This window comes from Zobellia uliginosa (assembly GCF_900156625.1).
GTDB lineage: Bacteria > Bacteroidota > Bacteroidia > Flavobacteriales > Flavobacteriaceae > Zobellia > Zobellia uliginosa.
Genome location: NZ_FTOB01000001.1, coordinates 544,079 through 559,898, shown reverse-complemented (window position 1 = coordinate 559,898; position 15,820 = coordinate 544,079). Strand labels below are relative to the sequence as shown.

Sequence of the window (15,820 nt, the reverse complement as noted above, 5' to 3'; positions counted from 1 at the left end):
TCATTATCTTTATAATTAACAATTATTTAACTAGGTTTACACCCAAGCACAAACATTCAACAACTAAACTCTTCTCAACATGAAAACCAAAGAGCGACTATCCTCTATGGCTCGATTCGTAGCCAGTGGACCAAAAAAAATGCTCACTACAGCAATCTGCTTACTGACTATTTTGAGCGCACATGCCAGAACCACCGAAGGCGAAACCTCACCGCAACAACCCAGCATAACGGGTACCATTTACGATGATATGGGCGCGCCCTTACCCGGGGCCAGTATTGTCTTAAAGGGAACTACAACGGGTACGACATCTGATTTTGACGGTAATTTCACCATAAAGACAGATGAAGAAAATACCATTCTAAGCATTTCTTACATTGGGTATAAGACCCAAGAAGTTGACATTTCCAACAAAACTACGGTCGACATCACTATGGTCTTAGATGCGGCCGCCCTTGATGAAATTGTAGTAGTAGGTTACAGCAGCCAAAAAAGGGCTACGGTAACAGGGGCCATCAGTACCCTCAAGGGTTCCGACATCGCAGAGGTGCCCGCGGCAAACATTACACAATCCTTGGCGGGTAGAATGGCCGGGGTAAGTATGCGGCCCAATGGCGGTACACCTGGAAATGACAACCCTGATATTCATATTAGAGGTATTGTAACTACAGGCAACAATAAACCTTTAATAGTCGTAGACGGCATTAGAAGGGACAATATTGGACAGATAGACCCCAACGTTATTGAAACCATTACCGTTTTAAAGGATGCCGCTGCGGTAGCTCCCTTTGGTATTGGCGGGTCGAACGGTGTAATATTAATTACCACCAAGAAAGGGAAATCAGGAAGACCCGTGGTCAACATCAACACCTCTTATGCCTTTCAAAAACCCACCTATCTTCCTGAAATGCTAAATGCCCAAGATTATATGGCATTGCAGAACGAAGGCTACTTTAACCTAAACCCCACTGGTTCTACGCCTCCCAACGACCCAAATTTAATTGCCAATTACCCCTCTTTGCACAAGGAAGACCCTTACAGGTATCCCGACGCCAATTTCCCTGAAATATTCAAGAAAAACTCAGGTATTCAAATTACCAATGCCGAAATAAGCGGTGGAACCGACAATATTCAATACCATGCCGGATTAGGCTATTATGACCAAGGAGGTATTTTTGAACCCTTAGGCTACAAAAGATATTCGTACAATCTTAATATAGATGCCAACCTAAGTGCCAATACCAAAGTAGGCATGTCATTACTCGGTACGATAGAAAACACAGACGGTATCGATGCCGATGAGTCACCGACCCACCTAATGCGAAGTTTCTACAAATTCGTCCCTACCCAAACCTTACTTTACCCAGAAGGAGACAAGTGGGGCGAATCTTCAGCCAATTCACCTCTAGGTGTCCTTAATTCCGAGGGCTATAATAGGGAGGAAGACAATACCCTTCTAAGTTCCGTATACATAGAACAACAACTGCCTTTTATAGAAGGATTGAGTATAAAGGGCGTCTTCAGCTTTGACAACGAACAAGGAAACGACAAACTTTGGCACGTTCCCTATAAATATTACAATATAGACCTTTCCCAACAGCCATACACCTACACGGAAGCCATTTCCTTGCAAGAAGGTAACGGGGCTCCTTATACTTGGCTTCAATTAAAAAATGAGCGATCCAAAAAGTTCACGTACCAAGGATACATCAACTACAACCGAACCTTTGGCGACCATGCGGTATCAGCCTTGTTCGTAGCGGAAGCACGTGAAACCAAAGGCGACTACTTCAACACAAGAAGAAATAATTTTGCCATTGAAATAGACGAGTTGAGTTTGGGTAGTTCCGATAAGCTAGATTATGACAATGCCGGATCTTCAAGTACAGCCTCTGAACTTGGCTATGTATACCGTTTAGGGTACACGTATAAGAACAAATATATTTTTGAGGCTTCAGGTAGGTATGACGGACATTATTCTTTTGCACCAGGAAATAGATGGGGCTATTTTCCCGCCTTTTCCGCAGCATGGCGTATCTCAGAAGAGAAATTCATGCAAAACGTAAACAACGTAAACAACTTAAAACTAAGAGGTTCTTGGGGTAAATCAGGAAACCTTCCTTACATTGATAACGAGCTTGCTGATTTCCAATACCTCGCGGGATATGATTTACGAGGAAATGCTTATGCCTATGGCAATGGCGTTCTAGTTCAGGGGTCCAAAATTGAAAATGAACCTAACCCTAATATTACCTGGGAGATTTCCACAAAACTAGATATTGGTTTTGACCTTACTATGTACAATGGATTACTGAACGTAGAATTCGATTATTTCCATGAAGACCGAACAGGTATGCTTTTAACGCCTCAAGTAACATTGCCCGTTGAATACGGCCTCTCTTTGTCTCAAGAAAACAAGGGGGAAATGAACAACGATGGTTTTGAATTCAGCATCGGAACGCTAAAACAATGGGACAGCGGCCTGCAGTTGTCGGTAAACGCCAACATGAGCTATTCCGAAAATAACATGATCGAAGTTTTCCAAAGTGATGCCGAACGTGATAACCCAAACAGAACCAAAGTAGGAAGGCCTTTTGGAACTCCATATGGGTACAAATCTTTAGGTCTATTTTCTACCGCAGACGACATCAATAATGATGGTATTATAAACGTAGCCGATGGATATAACGTCGAGCAATTCGGAGACTTACACCCTGGAGATGTTAAGTATGCGGATTTGAGCGGACCAGATGGTGTTCCTGATGGAAAAATAGATTCTAATGACCAGACCGTAATCGGAAAACCTGTATATCCTTCCACTACATACGGACTTAATACCGCTGTTAGCTACAGAGGATTTGATTTATCTTTATTCTTTCAAGGTACGGCCAGTTCAGACATAAATATTCAAACTTTTTTGACTTCTCCCTTTGCGAATAACGGAAGTAACACTTCCTATGAATATTTCAATAATAGATGGACTCCAGACAACCAAGGTGCCAGATACCCAAGAGCTACCCCATCTCCCTACTCTAACAACACCCAAGATTCGGATTTTTGGATGGTAGACACGAGCTATCTTCGTTTAAAGACCGCGTCTTTAGGTTACACCTTGCCACAGAGTGTAAGTGAAAAACTCAACGTTTCTTCAATTGGTTTCACCCTTACAGGCCAAAACCTGTTAACGATAAGCAAGTTAGATTTTATAGACCCTGAATTGGGATACGATGATCGCGAAAATTCCTATCCAATAATGAAATCATTGGCGTTTGGAATGAATATTTCCTTCTAATCAAAAAATTATAAAAATCATGAAATACTTACATAATATAACTTATTTAAAAGCAGCCTGCCTCCTGCTTATATCGATATCTTTTTCGTGCGACTCGGAAGAGTTTCTAGAAAACGAAAACAAGTCTAAACTTACAGACCAAACCCAGTGGCAAACCGAAGGCAACGCCGATATCTTTGTAAATGACGTATACAGCGAAATACCCCGTATATGTACGCTTGCCGAACAACTGGATTATTATACGGATGATTATAATATTAGCCACTATTACACGGCATCTAACTGGCGACAAGGTATTTGCCAAGCGCCGGGTTCAAGTAATGCCAGCCCATGGGGAGGGACTTACGGACCTACCAACGGATATACCTGGGAGAGTTTTTTCGTAAAAGTCAGAAAATGTAATACCGGATTAAAAGAACTGGATGCCAATAAAGACAACTTTACCCCTGAATACTACAACCAAAGAACAGATGAATTGAGGTTCTTAAGGGCGTATTTCTATAGTGAGTTTTTTATGCATGTAGGCGGCCTACCGATTCTAACCGAACCCCTTGACAGAAATACAATGAGCGAGGAAGAGTTGTTAACCCCTAGGGCCACTTTTGAAGAAACCTTTAATTTTATAGTCAATGAGTTGGGCAGTATAGTTGACAACGGGCATCTCGAAATCAAATACAATAGCGGGGACCCAAATGCGGGAAGAGCCACTTTAGGTGCCGCATTGGCTCTAAAAGGGTGGATCGAGTTATTTGGCGCCAGTCCGTTATTCAACAGTGGGTCGGGTTATCTTCCCGATACAGGTAATTTTGTACATTTTGCAACGGCTGATGCCAACAGATGGGCGACTGCGGCTGCTACCAACAAGAAATTCATAGACGAGTACGAAGGCATTTACGACTTGTTCAACGACCTTCCTAATTTGTGGAGAGCCTCTAATGAATATAACTCCGAGGTGATTTGGGACCGACAGATTGTTGCCAATATTGGAGGTATGGGATCCAACTATGAAAGACGTGGAGGCCCGACATATGTCTTAGACCAATATATGACTTGGGGAAATTACAATCCCACACAAGAGGTCGTAGACCAATTTGCCATGGCAAATGGAAAACCGATTACCGACCCAACCTCTGGATATGACCCACAAAACCCATACGAAAACCGGGAAAAAAGGTTTTATGACTTTATCGTTTATGATGGGGCTCCTTACAAATTGGATTGGATGCCAGAAGAAGACATCATTTATACCCGTATTGACGAGACCTATACCAACCCTGACAAAACCAACCAGATAGACCTTGCAGGCTCAACCGACGTTGGTGATTCAGGATACTACCAAAAGAAGCGTTTGAATCCCGATGCAGCGCCCGGTAATGATGCCAGTGGCCAAAATGACCTTTTTTACCGATACGCCGAAGTCTTGCTCAACTACGCCGAGGCCCAGAACGAAGCGGTCGGCCCAGATCAAACCGTGTATGACGCCATCAATAAAATCAGGAACCGTTCCGATCTTCCTGACCTTCCTACCGGTCTAAGCAAGGATGAAATGAGGGATGCCATACACACTGAGCGCAGAGTCGAGCTGTGTTTTGAAAACAAGCGTTACTACGACAACAAAAGATGGATGCAACAAGAAAAAACAATGGGCGTTGCCAGACACAACATGGTCATTAGAAACACAGTGCCTTCCGACAATTCGGGAGTTTGGACCTATAGTGTCGAGCCAGAAGTAAAATTCACCCCTAAGTTCGAAGCACGTCAGTACATGAGCCCTATTCCCCAAAATGTAATAGATCAAAATCCGAATATTCCACAAAACCCAGGGTACTAATCACAACAAGACCCTGAAATTTTCACTAAAAGCCACTTCACAAACGAAGTGGCTTTTTTGTGCAAACGAATTCATGAATCGCCAGATACGCTTCAAAAAAACAAGACACTTCTTAAACCCTATAATTTAAGTACTTTTACTAAACGGGAGAGTCCTTTTTTAAACACCGATTACTTCAAGAACGCTTATGAAAACCGTATACTGCATTGGAGAATTACTCATAGACTTTGTTGCAATAGAGCAAGGCAACGACCTTTCCAAAGCGGAGGAATTCACGAAAAAAGCGGGAGGAGCTCCGGCCAACGTAGCCTGCACCATAGCCAAATTAGGGGGTAAAAGCCAGTTTATAGGAGCCGTAGGCAATGATCCCTTCGGAACTTTTTTACTGAACGTATTGAAAGAAAATCGAGTCGACACCTCATTGGTCCAGCGTGCCAAAACATTTACCACCATGGCATTTGTGTCCTTGGCCGAAGACGGCGAACGCGATTTTGTTTTCAGTAGGGGTGCCGACAAGAAGCTGAAATACGACCCCACATTGAAAAAACAGCTCCAGAATGGCATTATACACCTTGGGGCGGCCACCGCTTTACTAGGAGGGGGCCTAGAAGAAGCCTACGACCGCTACCTCTTCGATGCCCTGACCCAGAATGCCTTCATCAGCTTTGACCCCAACTTCAGGAAAGACCTTTGGAAAGGAGAAGAAAGTACCTTTGTTAAAAAGTGTTTGCGTTTTATTGAAAAATCGCATTTATGCAAATTCAGCAAAGAGGAAGCCCAACTTATATCGGGAGAGACCGACCTTGAACGCGCCTGCAACAATATACATGAAATAGGATCGCCCCTTATTACCCTTACCTTAGGGAGCGAAGGCACCTTGGTCAGCACCCCTAAAAAGAAGACCATAGTACCCAGTATAAAAGTAAGGGCCATAGACACCACTGGCGCCGGCGATGCCTTTATCGGCTGTTTGTTGTACCAAATTGCCAACATAGGAGACCCACACCTCATCCTATCCGATTATGGGCAATTGATCGAAATGGTCGCCATGGCCAACAAGGCAGGGGCTATAACCACTACCGGTTACGGGGCCATTCCTTCACTTCCCGACCACGGTGCGGTTTTTGGGCAATAGACAGCTAGTTGTAAGTCACTTTTCTAATGATACGCAACGACTCCTTAATGCCCGTGTAAACTTTAGGGTAATCTTTTCTCAATAAGGAACGGGAAGCTTCCATCTGCTCCTTGGCTTCGTCAAAACCGTTCAGGTAACAAATGAGATAGGTATCGGGCAAACTCTTGAGGTCTATTTTATCGGAAGGCGTCAGCTTTATATTATTTCGGATTTTTTGCAAAAGGGCATTGTTCGCATTCCAGATATGAAAAAGCGACTTCTTATCGTATTGCGGAGGCTCAAAGATGAGTTTACTCTCTATTTTATACGTTCCGTTATCGAAAAAATGAATGACCATTTCTTCCAAGGGAAAATATCTTTGCTTTGCACCAAGTCCCAATTGTACGTATTCCACAGTAGTGAAAGAATCTTCCGTATAGGCAATACGGATTTCATCCAAGGCCGAATAAAACAGTTTCACCTGTTCGTTGATCAATTCAATATCGACCCTGGAATAATAGACCTCGTCTTTCACCTTTTTTTTATTCCCTGCCCAACAGACCACAAACTGCTCTTTAAAGACCTTATAGTTACTACTTAGGTTTTTATGCCGGTTGTTGATAAAGTCGATTACACCATCTAAGGTAAGTTCAATATTGTTACGGGCGTGCTGCTCAATAGTGGCTACCGTATCGGAATTGATGTCTTTCAATTCGATCCCATAGGCCTTAGGCATACTGATACTCCCTTCCCGAAAAAAGACCATGCCCCCATAGTATTTCCATATGTTTTTGCGCAGGGCGCATACTTTTCCGTTAGACCTTATAGTGACCAGGCCGACCACCTTACCTTCTCTTAAATTAGGAAAGGGAATGTTTTCATACGAAATCAAGGGAGGATTGTCTAGGTAGGCATTGACCAAGTTCTGGATCTTACTGTCATCAAAGAAGTCGACCCCTACAATTTTGTTGTCTTCATCCTCCACTCCGATAACGATAAAAGAATTATTTTTCGGGTTGCTGTTGGCCAAGGCGCAGACGTGCTTTAAAAACTTGGCCTTACCTTCTTTTTCCCCAATGCTTATAAAACGCTTCTTATCATAAAAACTATTCTCATCATTGTGGGCAAGTAGGTTTTTTACAAGTAAGCGTTTATTGATCATAACGACCTGTTCAATATAGTTGCGGAAGCCTGTGCGGTCGGCATGACCACCAAATCGGCAATATTTACATGATAGGGCCGGGTTACTACAAAATGTATGATTTCGGCAATATCTTGGGGCAATAAGGGATCAAAGCCTTCATAAACCGAATCGGCCTTATCATCGTCGCCTTTGAAGCGGACATTGCTGAATTCCGTCTCGACAGCCCCCGGATTAATGCTCCCGACCTTGATTCCATAGGGGTTCAAATCCATACGCATTCCCTTGGTAAGCGCATCTACGGCGTGCTTACTCGCGCAATACACGTTTCCTTTCGGATAGACTTCCTTCCCCGCGGTTGAACCGATATTGATGATGTGCCCCGACCTACGTTCCACCATGTTCGGAATAATCGCTTTGGAAACATACAATAGTCCCTTAACATTAATGTCGATCATAGCATCCCAGTCGTCAATATTACCTTCGTCTATAGGGTCAAGACCATGGGCGTTACCTGCGTTGTTAACCAATATGTCTATTTGCGAAAACTCCTTAGGAAGCGAGCCAATTGCCTCAAAAACGGCATCTTTATCACGCACATCGAAGTTCAATGTGTGCACCTCGCAATTTTTACCCAACTCAACCTCAAGGGCATCAAGACGTTCTTGCCGCCTTCCGCAGAGCACCAACCTAAAGCCTTGAACGGCAAAGAGAATTGCCGTTGCCCTACCTATTCCGCTCGTGGCCCCGGTTATTAATACAGTTTTGTTCATGGTTTTATATTCTTTTCGTTTATGGTACTTCGTGTCCCTGGGCCGCCTCTAACAAGACAAACCAATCGGTCAGTTCCATTTCTATTTTTGTAGCCTCTATCGCCGCCGTTAGACGTGATTTTGTAGCGGTACCCACTACCGGGTATACTTTTGAAGGATGCCTCATTACCCAAGCCAAAAGCAATTGGTCTTCAGTAGCCCCATATTTGGCCAACATAGGCTCCATTGCTTTTGAAACGCGTTTATACACCACATCCTTTTCCCTAAAAAAGGAACCGAGGGGACTATAAGACATAACCATTCTCTTCTGCGCCAATGCATCATCGAGCGTACCGTCGTACATGGGCCCGTTATGGGTCAACGAAAACTCTATTTGATTTGCCGCAACGGGCGTTTCCGTTTCTATCAAAGCTATTTGCGATGACAAAAAATTAGACACTCCAAAGGCCTTGATCTTTCCTTGATCCTTTAATTTTACGATGGCCTCTGCCACGGCATCGGGTCGCATTAACGGACTGGGCCTATGTAAGAGAAGAAGGTCTAAATAATCGGTCCGAAGTTTTTTAAGCGATTGTTCCGCTGACCAAACGATATATTCGGCATCATACTGATAATGCTTCACCCGGTTGGGCCGGGCATCGGCATCGAGTTGGATACCGCACTTGGAAATCAACTGGATGTTTTCCCTAGAAATTCCAGATTCGACAAAGGCCTTCCCGAAATCTTCTTCGGTCGTATAACCGCCGTAAATATCGGCATGGTCAAAAGTTGTGATTCCTGCATTGACGCAGTGATTCATCACTGCGATCATTTCCGATTTTGAAAAACCTTTTCCCCAACTTCCCCAAGTCATAGTTCCCGCTATAACTTTAGAATAAAATTTGTTCTTTTGCATAGGTGCGTTAAATTAAAAAGAAATCCCTTAAAAACTTCACAAAAAGAGGGCTTGTACTTTTTTTTTAACCAATCGTTAACAGCTAAGCAACTAATAAATTTTCAATTTGCATGTCTATTCTAACAACAACCGACCCAAACCAAAATTTGTAGCGTTTAGCGTTATATGGAAGAAAATACTACGGTAGATATTAATGCGGTAAACGAAAAAATTGCTCAGGAGAGCGCTTTTATCGACCTGTTGATATTAGAAATGAACAAAGTAATCGTTGGCCAAAAACACATGGTCGAACGCTTACTGATCGGACTTCTTGGTCAAGGCCACATTTTATTGGAAGGTGTACCCGGGCTTGCAAAAACCCTGGCGATCAACACCCTATCAAAGGCGGTTAAGGGCAGCTTCAGCAGAATTCAATTTACGCCCGACCTTTTGCCTGCCGACGTAGTCGGTACCTTGATCTACAACATGAAAGAAAACGATTTTTCGATAAAGAAAGGTCCGATTTTCGCAAATTTCGTACTGGCGGATGAGATTAACCGTGCCCCCGCAAAGGTGCAATCGGCACTCTTGGAAGCCATGCAGGAAAAGCAGGTTACCATTGGCGACGAGACCTTTACACTCGATAAGCCGTTTTTGGTAATGGCCACGCAGAACCCTGTAGAGCAAGAAGGTACCTATCCTTTACCCGAAGCACAGGTCGACCGTTTTATGCTCAAGACGGTAATCGATTATCCGAAGTTGAACGAAGAACAAATGATCATGCGGCAGAATCTTCTAGGAGCCTACGAAACAGTAAGACCGGTAGTAAGCCTAGAACAGATACTAAGCGCCCAAAAGGCGGTACGTGATGTGTACATGGACGAAAAGATAGAGAAATACATTCTCGATATTGTTTTCGCCACACGATACCCAGAAAAATATAATTTGCCCGATTTAAAACCATTGATCAGCTTTGGTGCTTCCCCAAGGGGTAGTATCAACCTGGGCAATGCGGCAAAATGCTATGCCTTCATCAAGAGAAGGGGATATGTAGTTCCTGAGGATGTAAGGGCCGTGGTTCACGATGTGCTAAGGCACAGAATTGGTATCACCTACGAGGCCGAAGCAGAAAATATTACTTCCGAAGAAATCATCAACAAGATCGTTAACGAGATCGAAGTACCCTAAAAAGTGGGCAGTTGGCAGATGTGGTCGGTAGTATTTGACGTTTTGTCGCTACCCCTGAAACTGCTTGCTGAAAACTGTTTACTGAAGAATGGATACGAAAGAGCTACTTAAAAAAGTACGTAAGATCGAGATCAAGACACGGCGTCTTTCCGATCATATTTTCGGTGGGGAATACCACTCCACTTTTAAGGGTCGGGGTATGACCTTTAGCGAAGTACGCCAATACCAATTTGGCGATGACGTACGAAATATTGATTGGAACGTTACCGCGCGTTACAACGAACCCTACATCAAGGTTTTTGAAGAAGAACGCGAACTGACCATGATGCTTATGGTCGACATAAGTGGCTCTGAACATTTTGGTACGACCAATCAGTTCAAAAAAGATGTAATTACGGAAATATCGGCCACCTTGGCCTTCTCCGCGCTTCAGAACAACGACAAAGCAGGACTCATCCTGTTTTCCGACGAAGTAGAGTTGTACATTCCTCCTAAAAAAGGAAAAAGCCATGTGTTGCGGATTATTAGGGAATTGTTGGAATTCAAACCCAAAAGCAATCGTACGAACGTTGCCGAAGCCTTGAAGTTTTTGAGCAGCGTAATGAAGAAAAAAGCGATTGTTTTTGTTCTATCCGACTTTATTGCCGAAGACTATGAAAAGACCTTGAAGATTTCAGGGAACAAGCATGACCTTACGGGCATCAGGGTTTTTGATGAACGAGAAGAGAACATACCCAATTTAGGTATGGTACAAATGCAGGATGCCGAAACCGGCAAGATAAGATTGGTGAACACCCAATCCAAAAGGGTGCGTATGGCCTATGGCGAGTACTACCGGCAGCGTGTCAATTATTTTAAGGAAACGTTCACGAAATCGGGCTGTGGCGTGTTGGATTGTAGGGTCGACGAAAGTTATGTAAAAAAATTATTGGGCTATTTTAAGCGCAGAGGCTAATGCTAAAAAATTACTTGCTAAACCAAAGAAATAACAAACTATTGCCCATAAGGCGATTCACCTTGCTATGCTTTTTGTTGATGGCTTTTTCAGCATTCTCCCAAAAAAGCCCCAAGGTAAGCACCGAGGTCGATACCACGTCGATTAAAATTGGCGAGCAGGTCAGGTTTACCCTTACCGTCGAGGCCGACACTACGGCCCAGGTTATTTTTCCCGAAGGCCAGACCTTTTCGCCCTTGGAAACCGTAGAAGCCTTTGCTACCGATACAACACGGCAGAACGATCGAATGACCCTGCAGAAAATCTACGCCCTTACCCAATTCGATTCGGGGTCGTACAAAATACCGGCCCAGCGTATAGATATTAACGGCAACGGTTTCTTGACCGACTCCACCACGATCATCAATGTAGCCAATGTAGCGGTAGATACCTTGGCGCAAAAGATGTACGATATCAAACCTTTAATGGAGGTTGAAAAAAGCAAAGCCAAACTATGGCTATGGATTCTAGGCATTCTTTTAGGCCTATTGCTTATAGGTGCCCCAGTATATTGGTTCTTCTTTAGGAAAAAACCATTGACCGAGGAGGAGAAAGTGGCATTGTTACCCCCTTATGACCGTGCCCTCTTAGAACTAAAAAAACTGGAGAACTCGAGATATATTATTCAAGACGAGTACAAGCAGTACTATTCCGAACTTACCGACATTGTCCGTTCTTACCTAGAGGAAGATGTTCACGTTTCGGCCCTAGAGAGTACTACCGATGAACTGATCAATAAACTTGAGCTACTTAAAGATGCAGGCGAACTTCAAATTGAAGAAGACACCTTACTTCAGTTCAAACGCATCCTACAGACCGCGGATTTGGTGAAATTCGCCAAATCAAAACCCGAAAGTTCCGTCGCCGAACAAGACCGCAAGGCCATAGAGGAAATCGTAATAAAAACACACGAGGCCCTACCTGAACCCACCGAAGAAGAGTTAATGGAACAGGAGGAATTCAAGGAGGAACTCGAAAGGAAGAAGCAGAAGAAAAAAATAGTCTATGCCAGTTTGGCCCTTTTTGGCCTTCTTGTAATCGGGGCATCGACCGCAACCGCCTACTATGGTTTCACCTATGTTAAAGACACCCTTTTGGGGCATCCGACCAAAGAACTTCTGGAAGGCGAATGGGTAGCGAGTTCATATGGGTATCCACCGATCAACCTAGAGACGCCCCATGTACTGAAAAGACAGGAGACCAAGCTCAGTCCAGAAATGAAGGCCAACATAAAAGACCTTCAAATGTTCTCGTACAGCAATACGGAAGCCCTGTTTACCGTTGGCACTAGCTCGACCACCTTGACCCAGGAAGTAGAACCCGAATTCAACAAATCGATTGAGTCATTCATAGAAAACCTTGAAAAGCAAGGGGCCAAGAACATTATTACCAAACAAGAAGAGTTCACCACCTTGACCGGCGTAAAGGGCATCAAGGTTTTCGGCAGCGGAAAATTTCCCGTACCCCAGTCGAAAGAGCTCGTAGACGGAAAATATGCCATTTTGCTATTTGGCGGAAAAGGCTTTCAACAACAGGTTATTCTAAATTGGCTGGACGGAGATACCTATGCACAAAAAATTGTTGACCGCATTTTAGGTTCGGTCGAAGTAAAAACGGAATTATAGATGTTGGATAACGTAACCTTTGCAAATCCGGAATTCTTTTGGTTGCTACTTTTGCTTCCGTTGGCCATCTTGTGGTATTTCTACAAGCGCAACGAGCATGTAGCCTCGCTAAAGATTCCGACCATACAGGGTTTTGGCCACACGGATGTTCTTTCTAAACTAAAGCCCTTGTTGTTCATTCTGCGCCTTCTGGCCTTGACGGCCGTTATAGTAGCCATGGCGCGACCGCAGACCGAGGATATTTCCACCAAAACAAAAACTACCAAGGGTATCGATATTGTCATGGCCATCGATGTCTCATCAAGTATGTTGGCCAGAGACCTCAAGCCCAATCGCTTGACCGCCCTAAAAGAAGTAGCGGCCGAATTTATCAAGGAACGGCCGAACGACCGTATCGGTTTGGTCGCCTATGCCGCGGAAGCCTATACAAAGACCCCTATTACCAGTGACAAATCAATTGTCTTAAGGGCATTAAAAGAAATTACATATGGGCAGTTGAACGACGGTACGGCCATAGGTATGGGATTGGCCACATCGGTCAACCGCCTGAAAGAAAGCAAGGCTTCCAGTAAAATCATCATCCTGCTCACCGACGGGGTGAACAACTCTGGTTTTATCGAACCGCAGACCGCCGCCGACTTGGCCACGGAATTCGGCATCAAGACCTACACCATAGGTCTAGGCACCAACGGAAACGCACTTTCGCCCATTGCCTACAACAGCGATGGTTCATTCCGCTACGGTATGCGCCAAGTGGAAATCGACGAAGATTTGCTAAAAGATATTGCAAAAGTTACGGGAGGAAAGTATTTTAGGGCTACGGATAACCAAAAGTTAGAAGCTATATACGACGAAATCAACAAGCTTGAAAAAACCGAAATAGAAGAATTTAAATATTACAAGTACGAGGAAAAATTTAGGCCTTGGATATTTTTGGCAATGGCCTTGTTAGTGTTCGAATGGTTACTCAGAAATACACTTTTTAGGAGTTTTATCTAAGTACGTCCTTTTGAAACCCTATCGTACGTCACTGAATTTTAGAAAACGAACAGAACAAGAATGATTCAATTAGACGAAAAGATTTACTTTTATTTACTGACCGTTATACCGGTCATTGTCGTCTTGTTCATTATGGTTCAACTTTGGAAGAAGCGAACCCAAAACAAATTTGCCGAAAGCCAATTGCTCAAGCGGCTGTCACCTGACAAATCTACATTTAAATCGACCCTTAAGCTTTTGTTTTTCCTTTTGGGCCTAACCTTTCTCACCCTCGGATTGGTCAATCCTAAAATTGGCACGAAATTGGAGACGGTAAAACGCGAAGGTGTCGATGTCGTTTTTGCGGTAGACGTCTCTAAGAGTATGCTGGCCGAAGACATAGCGCCCAACCGTTTGGAAAAGGCCAAACGCTTGGTTTCCGAAATCATAAACCAATTGGCGAGCGACCGGATCGGTATTATCGCCTACGCCGGGCAAGCCTTTCCCCAATTGCCAATTACCACCGATTACGGTGCGGCAAAAATGTTCTTGCAAAGCATGAACACCGACATGCTTACGTCCCAGGGAACGGCCATTAACGAGGCCATTGAACTGGCCACTACGTTCTACAACGACGAAGAGCAAACCAATAGGGTATTGTTCATTATATCCGATGGCGAGGACCATTCGGAAGGCAATACCAAAGACGCCGTTGAAAAGGCGGTAGAAGAGGAAGGTATCCGCATATTTACCATCGGTGTCGGAAAGGCCAAGGGAGCTCCCATTCCCATAAAACGCAACGGCGTGGTCGAGAGCCTTAAAAAAGATGCCCAAGGCGAAGTGGTCATTACAAAATTGAACGAAGAGGTACTCATCGATATTGCCGAAGAAGGGAACGGAGAGTATATCGACGGTACAAATACCGAAGCTGCGGTAGAAAGAATAACAGAACAACTGTTACAAATGGACAAAAAGGAATTTGAAGCCAAACAGTTTGCCGAATTCAAAGACCAGTTTCAATGGTTCTTAGGCATTGGCCTTTTATTCTTGATATTAGATGTCTTTATTTTAGAGAAACGCACAAAATGGCTTGCAAAGCTGAATTTGTTTAACGAAAAAGAGATAGAATAGATGAAACATTCACTTATACTGGTATTGTTCTGCATCGGTTTCGTTTCTTTTGCACAGGAGGGGGAAAAAGAACGCGCAAAGGCCCTTGATGAATCGAGAAACTTGACCTGGGAGGCCAACAAGGCCCTTTCGGAAGACAATTTTATAGAAGCCGAGGCCGATTATAGAAAGGCCATTGCCAAAAGCGACGAAAATTCCGCCGCACCCTACAATTTAGGAAATGCCTACTATACCAAAGAAACCTATAGCGAAGCTTTCGGACGCTTTAAACAAGCCGGCGAGCTCGCTACGAACAAGGCAGACAAGCACCGCGCCTACCACAACATGGGCAATGTGTTCATGAAAAGAAAGGAATATCAAAAAGCGATAGAGGCCTACAAAGAAGCCCTTCGAAACGACCCTACCGACGACGAAACACGTTACAACTTGGCCTTGGCCAAAAAAATGCTCGAAAAAGAACAAGAGCAGAACGACCAAAACCAGGACAATAAAGACCAGCAGGACCAGAACGATCAAAAAGACCAGAACGAAGACAAGAAAGAGGGCGACAATAAAGAAGACAACCAAGACCAAGATAAAGAAAACGAAGGCGACAAGGGAGACGAGGGCGACGAGAACGAGGAGCAGAAAGACGAAAACAAAGAGGGCGATGGCGATGAAAAGGAAGAACAGAAAAAGCAGCCCGAACAAGGAGATAAGCCCCAAGAACAACAGCAGCAGCCCCGGCCGAACCAGCTAAGCAAACAACAGATCCAAAATTTGTTGGAGGCCATGCAAAACGAAGAGAAAAAAGTTCAAGAAAAAATAGACGCCCAAAAAGTAAAAGGTGTCAAGGTTAAAAACGAAAAAGATTGGTAAAAAGCGCTGTACATAGAAATC

The 15,820-nt window shown here is 43.9% G+C and carries 12 protein-coding genes; 9 read left to right on the top strand and 3 right to left on the bottom strand.

All coding sequences use genetic code 11. The features are described from left to right. Positions 1-79: 79 nt before the first annotated feature. The 3 genes from BW980_RS02330 (at position 80) to BW980_RS02320 (ending at position 6,258) form a co-directional block, all read left to right on the top strand. On the top strand, positions 80-3,292 hold the full coding sequence (locus BW980_RS02330; protein ID WP_217694783.1) for a SusC/RagA family TonB-linked outer membrane protein: 3,213 nt from the start codon (positions 80-82) through the stop codon (positions 3,290-3,292). A gap of 19 nt (positions 3,293-3,311) precedes the next feature. Beyond that, positions 3,312-5,123, top strand: a complete 1,812-nt coding sequence (locus tag BW980_RS02325; protein WP_076453334.1) for a RagB/SusD family nutrient uptake outer membrane protein — start codon at positions 3,312-3,314, stop codon at positions 5,121-5,123. A gap of 187 nt (positions 5,124-5,310) precedes the next feature. Beyond that, positions 5,311-6,258: a carbohydrate kinase family protein gene (locus tag BW980_RS02320; protein ID WP_076453333.1), complete on the top strand. Its 948-nt coding sequence runs from the start codon at positions 5,311-5,313 to the stop codon at positions 6,256-6,258. Positions 6,259-6,262: 4 nt separating this feature from the next. Here the strand turns inward: BW980_RS02320 and BW980_RS02315 are convergent, their stop codons facing one another. The 3 genes from BW980_RS02315 to BW980_RS02305 are packed head-to-tail and all read right to left on the bottom strand — an operon-like array spanning position 6,263 to position 9,046. Next, on the bottom strand, positions 6,263-7,399 hold the full coding sequence (locus BW980_RS02315; RefSeq protein WP_076453332.1) for an ATP-binding protein: 1,137 nt from the start codon (positions 7,397-7,399) through the stop codon (positions 6,263-6,265). Beyond that, positions 7,396-8,151, bottom strand: a complete 756-nt coding sequence (locus tag BW980_RS02310; protein ID WP_076453331.1) for an SDR family NAD(P)-dependent oxidoreductase — start codon at positions 8,149-8,151, stop codon at positions 7,396-7,398. Before BW980_RS02310 ends, BW980_RS02315 begins: the two co-directional genes overlap by 4 nt. Positions 8,152-8,170: 19 nt before the next feature. After that, a complete protein-coding gene (locus BW980_RS02305; protein WP_076453330.1) occupies positions 8,171-9,046 on the bottom strand; it encodes an aldo/keto reductase in 876 nt (291 codons plus the stop codon). Between the two features lie 165 nt (positions 9,047-9,211). Between BW980_RS02305 and BW980_RS02300 the strand changes: the two genes are divergently transcribed. From BW980_RS02300 to BW980_RS02275, 6 genes are all read left to right on the top strand, one after another. After that, on the top strand, positions 9,212-10,213 hold the full coding sequence (locus BW980_RS02300; RefSeq protein WP_076453329.1) for an AAA family ATPase: 1,002 nt from the start codon (positions 9,212-9,214) through the stop codon (positions 10,211-10,213). Between the two features lie 88 nt (positions 10,214-10,301). Then, the gene (locus BW980_RS02295; protein ID WP_013992861.1) at positions 10,302-11,168 is read left to right on the top strand and encodes a DUF58 domain-containing protein; all 867 of its coding nucleotides are present in this window, start codon (positions 10,302-10,304) and stop codon (positions 11,166-11,168) included. 80 nt (positions 11,169-11,248) lie between these two features. Beyond that, complete coding sequence (locus BW980_RS02290) at positions 11,249-12,832, top strand: BatD family protein (protein WP_139327574.1); 1,584 nt, start codon at positions 11,249-11,251, stop codon at positions 12,830-12,832. Further along, complete coding sequence (locus BW980_RS02285; protein ID WP_076453327.1) at positions 12,833-13,831, top strand: vWA domain-containing protein; 999 nt, start codon at positions 12,833-12,835, stop codon at positions 13,829-13,831. It abuts the gene before it with no gap. 60 nt (positions 13,832-13,891) lie between these two features. Then, entirely contained in the window at positions 13,892-14,941 is a 1,050-nt protein-coding gene (locus BW980_RS02280; protein ID WP_076453326.1) for a VWA domain-containing protein, read from the top strand. Beyond that, a complete protein-coding gene (locus BW980_RS02275) occupies positions 14,942-15,799 on the top strand; it encodes a tetratricopeptide repeat protein (protein ID WP_076453325.1) in 858 nt (285 codons plus the stop codon). Positions 15,800-15,820: the final 21 nt, after the last annotated feature.

What these genes read in the sequence shown, in the direction of transcription:
- BW980_RS02325 (WP_076453334.1), top strand. Translation starts at nt 3,312, where the DNA reads ATGAAATACTTACATAATATAACTTATTTAAAAGCAGCCTGCCTCCTG.
- BW980_RS02295 (WP_013992861.1), top strand. Translation starts at nt 10,302, where the DNA reads ATGGATACGAAAGAGCTACTTAAAAAAGTACGTAAGATCGAGATCAAG.
- BW980_RS02320 (WP_076453333.1), top strand. Translation starts at nt 5,311, where the DNA reads ATGAAAACCGTATACTGCATTGGAGAATTACTCATAGACTTTGTTGCA.
- BW980_RS02300 (WP_076453329.1), top strand. Translation starts at nt 9,212, where the DNA reads ATGGAAGAAAATACTACGGTAGATATTAATGCGGTAAACGAAAAAATT.
- BW980_RS02275 (WP_076453325.1), top strand. Translation starts at nt 14,942, where the DNA reads ATGAAACATTCACTTATACTGGTATTGTTCTGCATCGGTTTCGTTTCT.
- BW980_RS02290 (WP_139327574.1), top strand. Translation starts at nt 11,249, where the DNA reads ATGGCTTTTTCAGCATTCTCCCAAAAAAGCCCCAAGGTAAGCACCGAG.
- BW980_RS02280 (WP_076453326.1), top strand. Translation starts at nt 13,892, where the DNA reads ATGATTCAATTAGACGAAAAGATTTACTTTTATTTACTGACCGTTATA.
- BW980_RS02285 (WP_076453327.1), top strand. Translation starts at nt 12,833, where the DNA reads ATGTTGGATAACGTAACCTTTGCAAATCCGGAATTCTTTTGGTTGCTA.
- BW980_RS02315 (WP_076453332.1), bottom strand. Translation starts at nt 7,399, where the DNA reads ATGATCAATAAACGCTTACTTGTAAAAAACCTACTTGCCCACAATGAT.
- BW980_RS02330 (WP_217694783.1), top strand. Translation starts at nt 80, where the DNA reads ATGAAAACCAAAGAGCGACTATCCTCTATGGCTCGATTCGTAGCCAGT.
- BW980_RS02305 (WP_076453330.1), bottom strand. Translation starts at nt 9,046, where the DNA reads ATGCAAAAGAACAAATTTTATTCTAAAGTTATAGCGGGAACTATGACT.
- BW980_RS02310 (WP_076453331.1), bottom strand. Translation starts at nt 8,151, where the DNA reads ATGAACAAAACTGTATTAATAACCGGGGCCACGAGCGGAATAGGTAGG.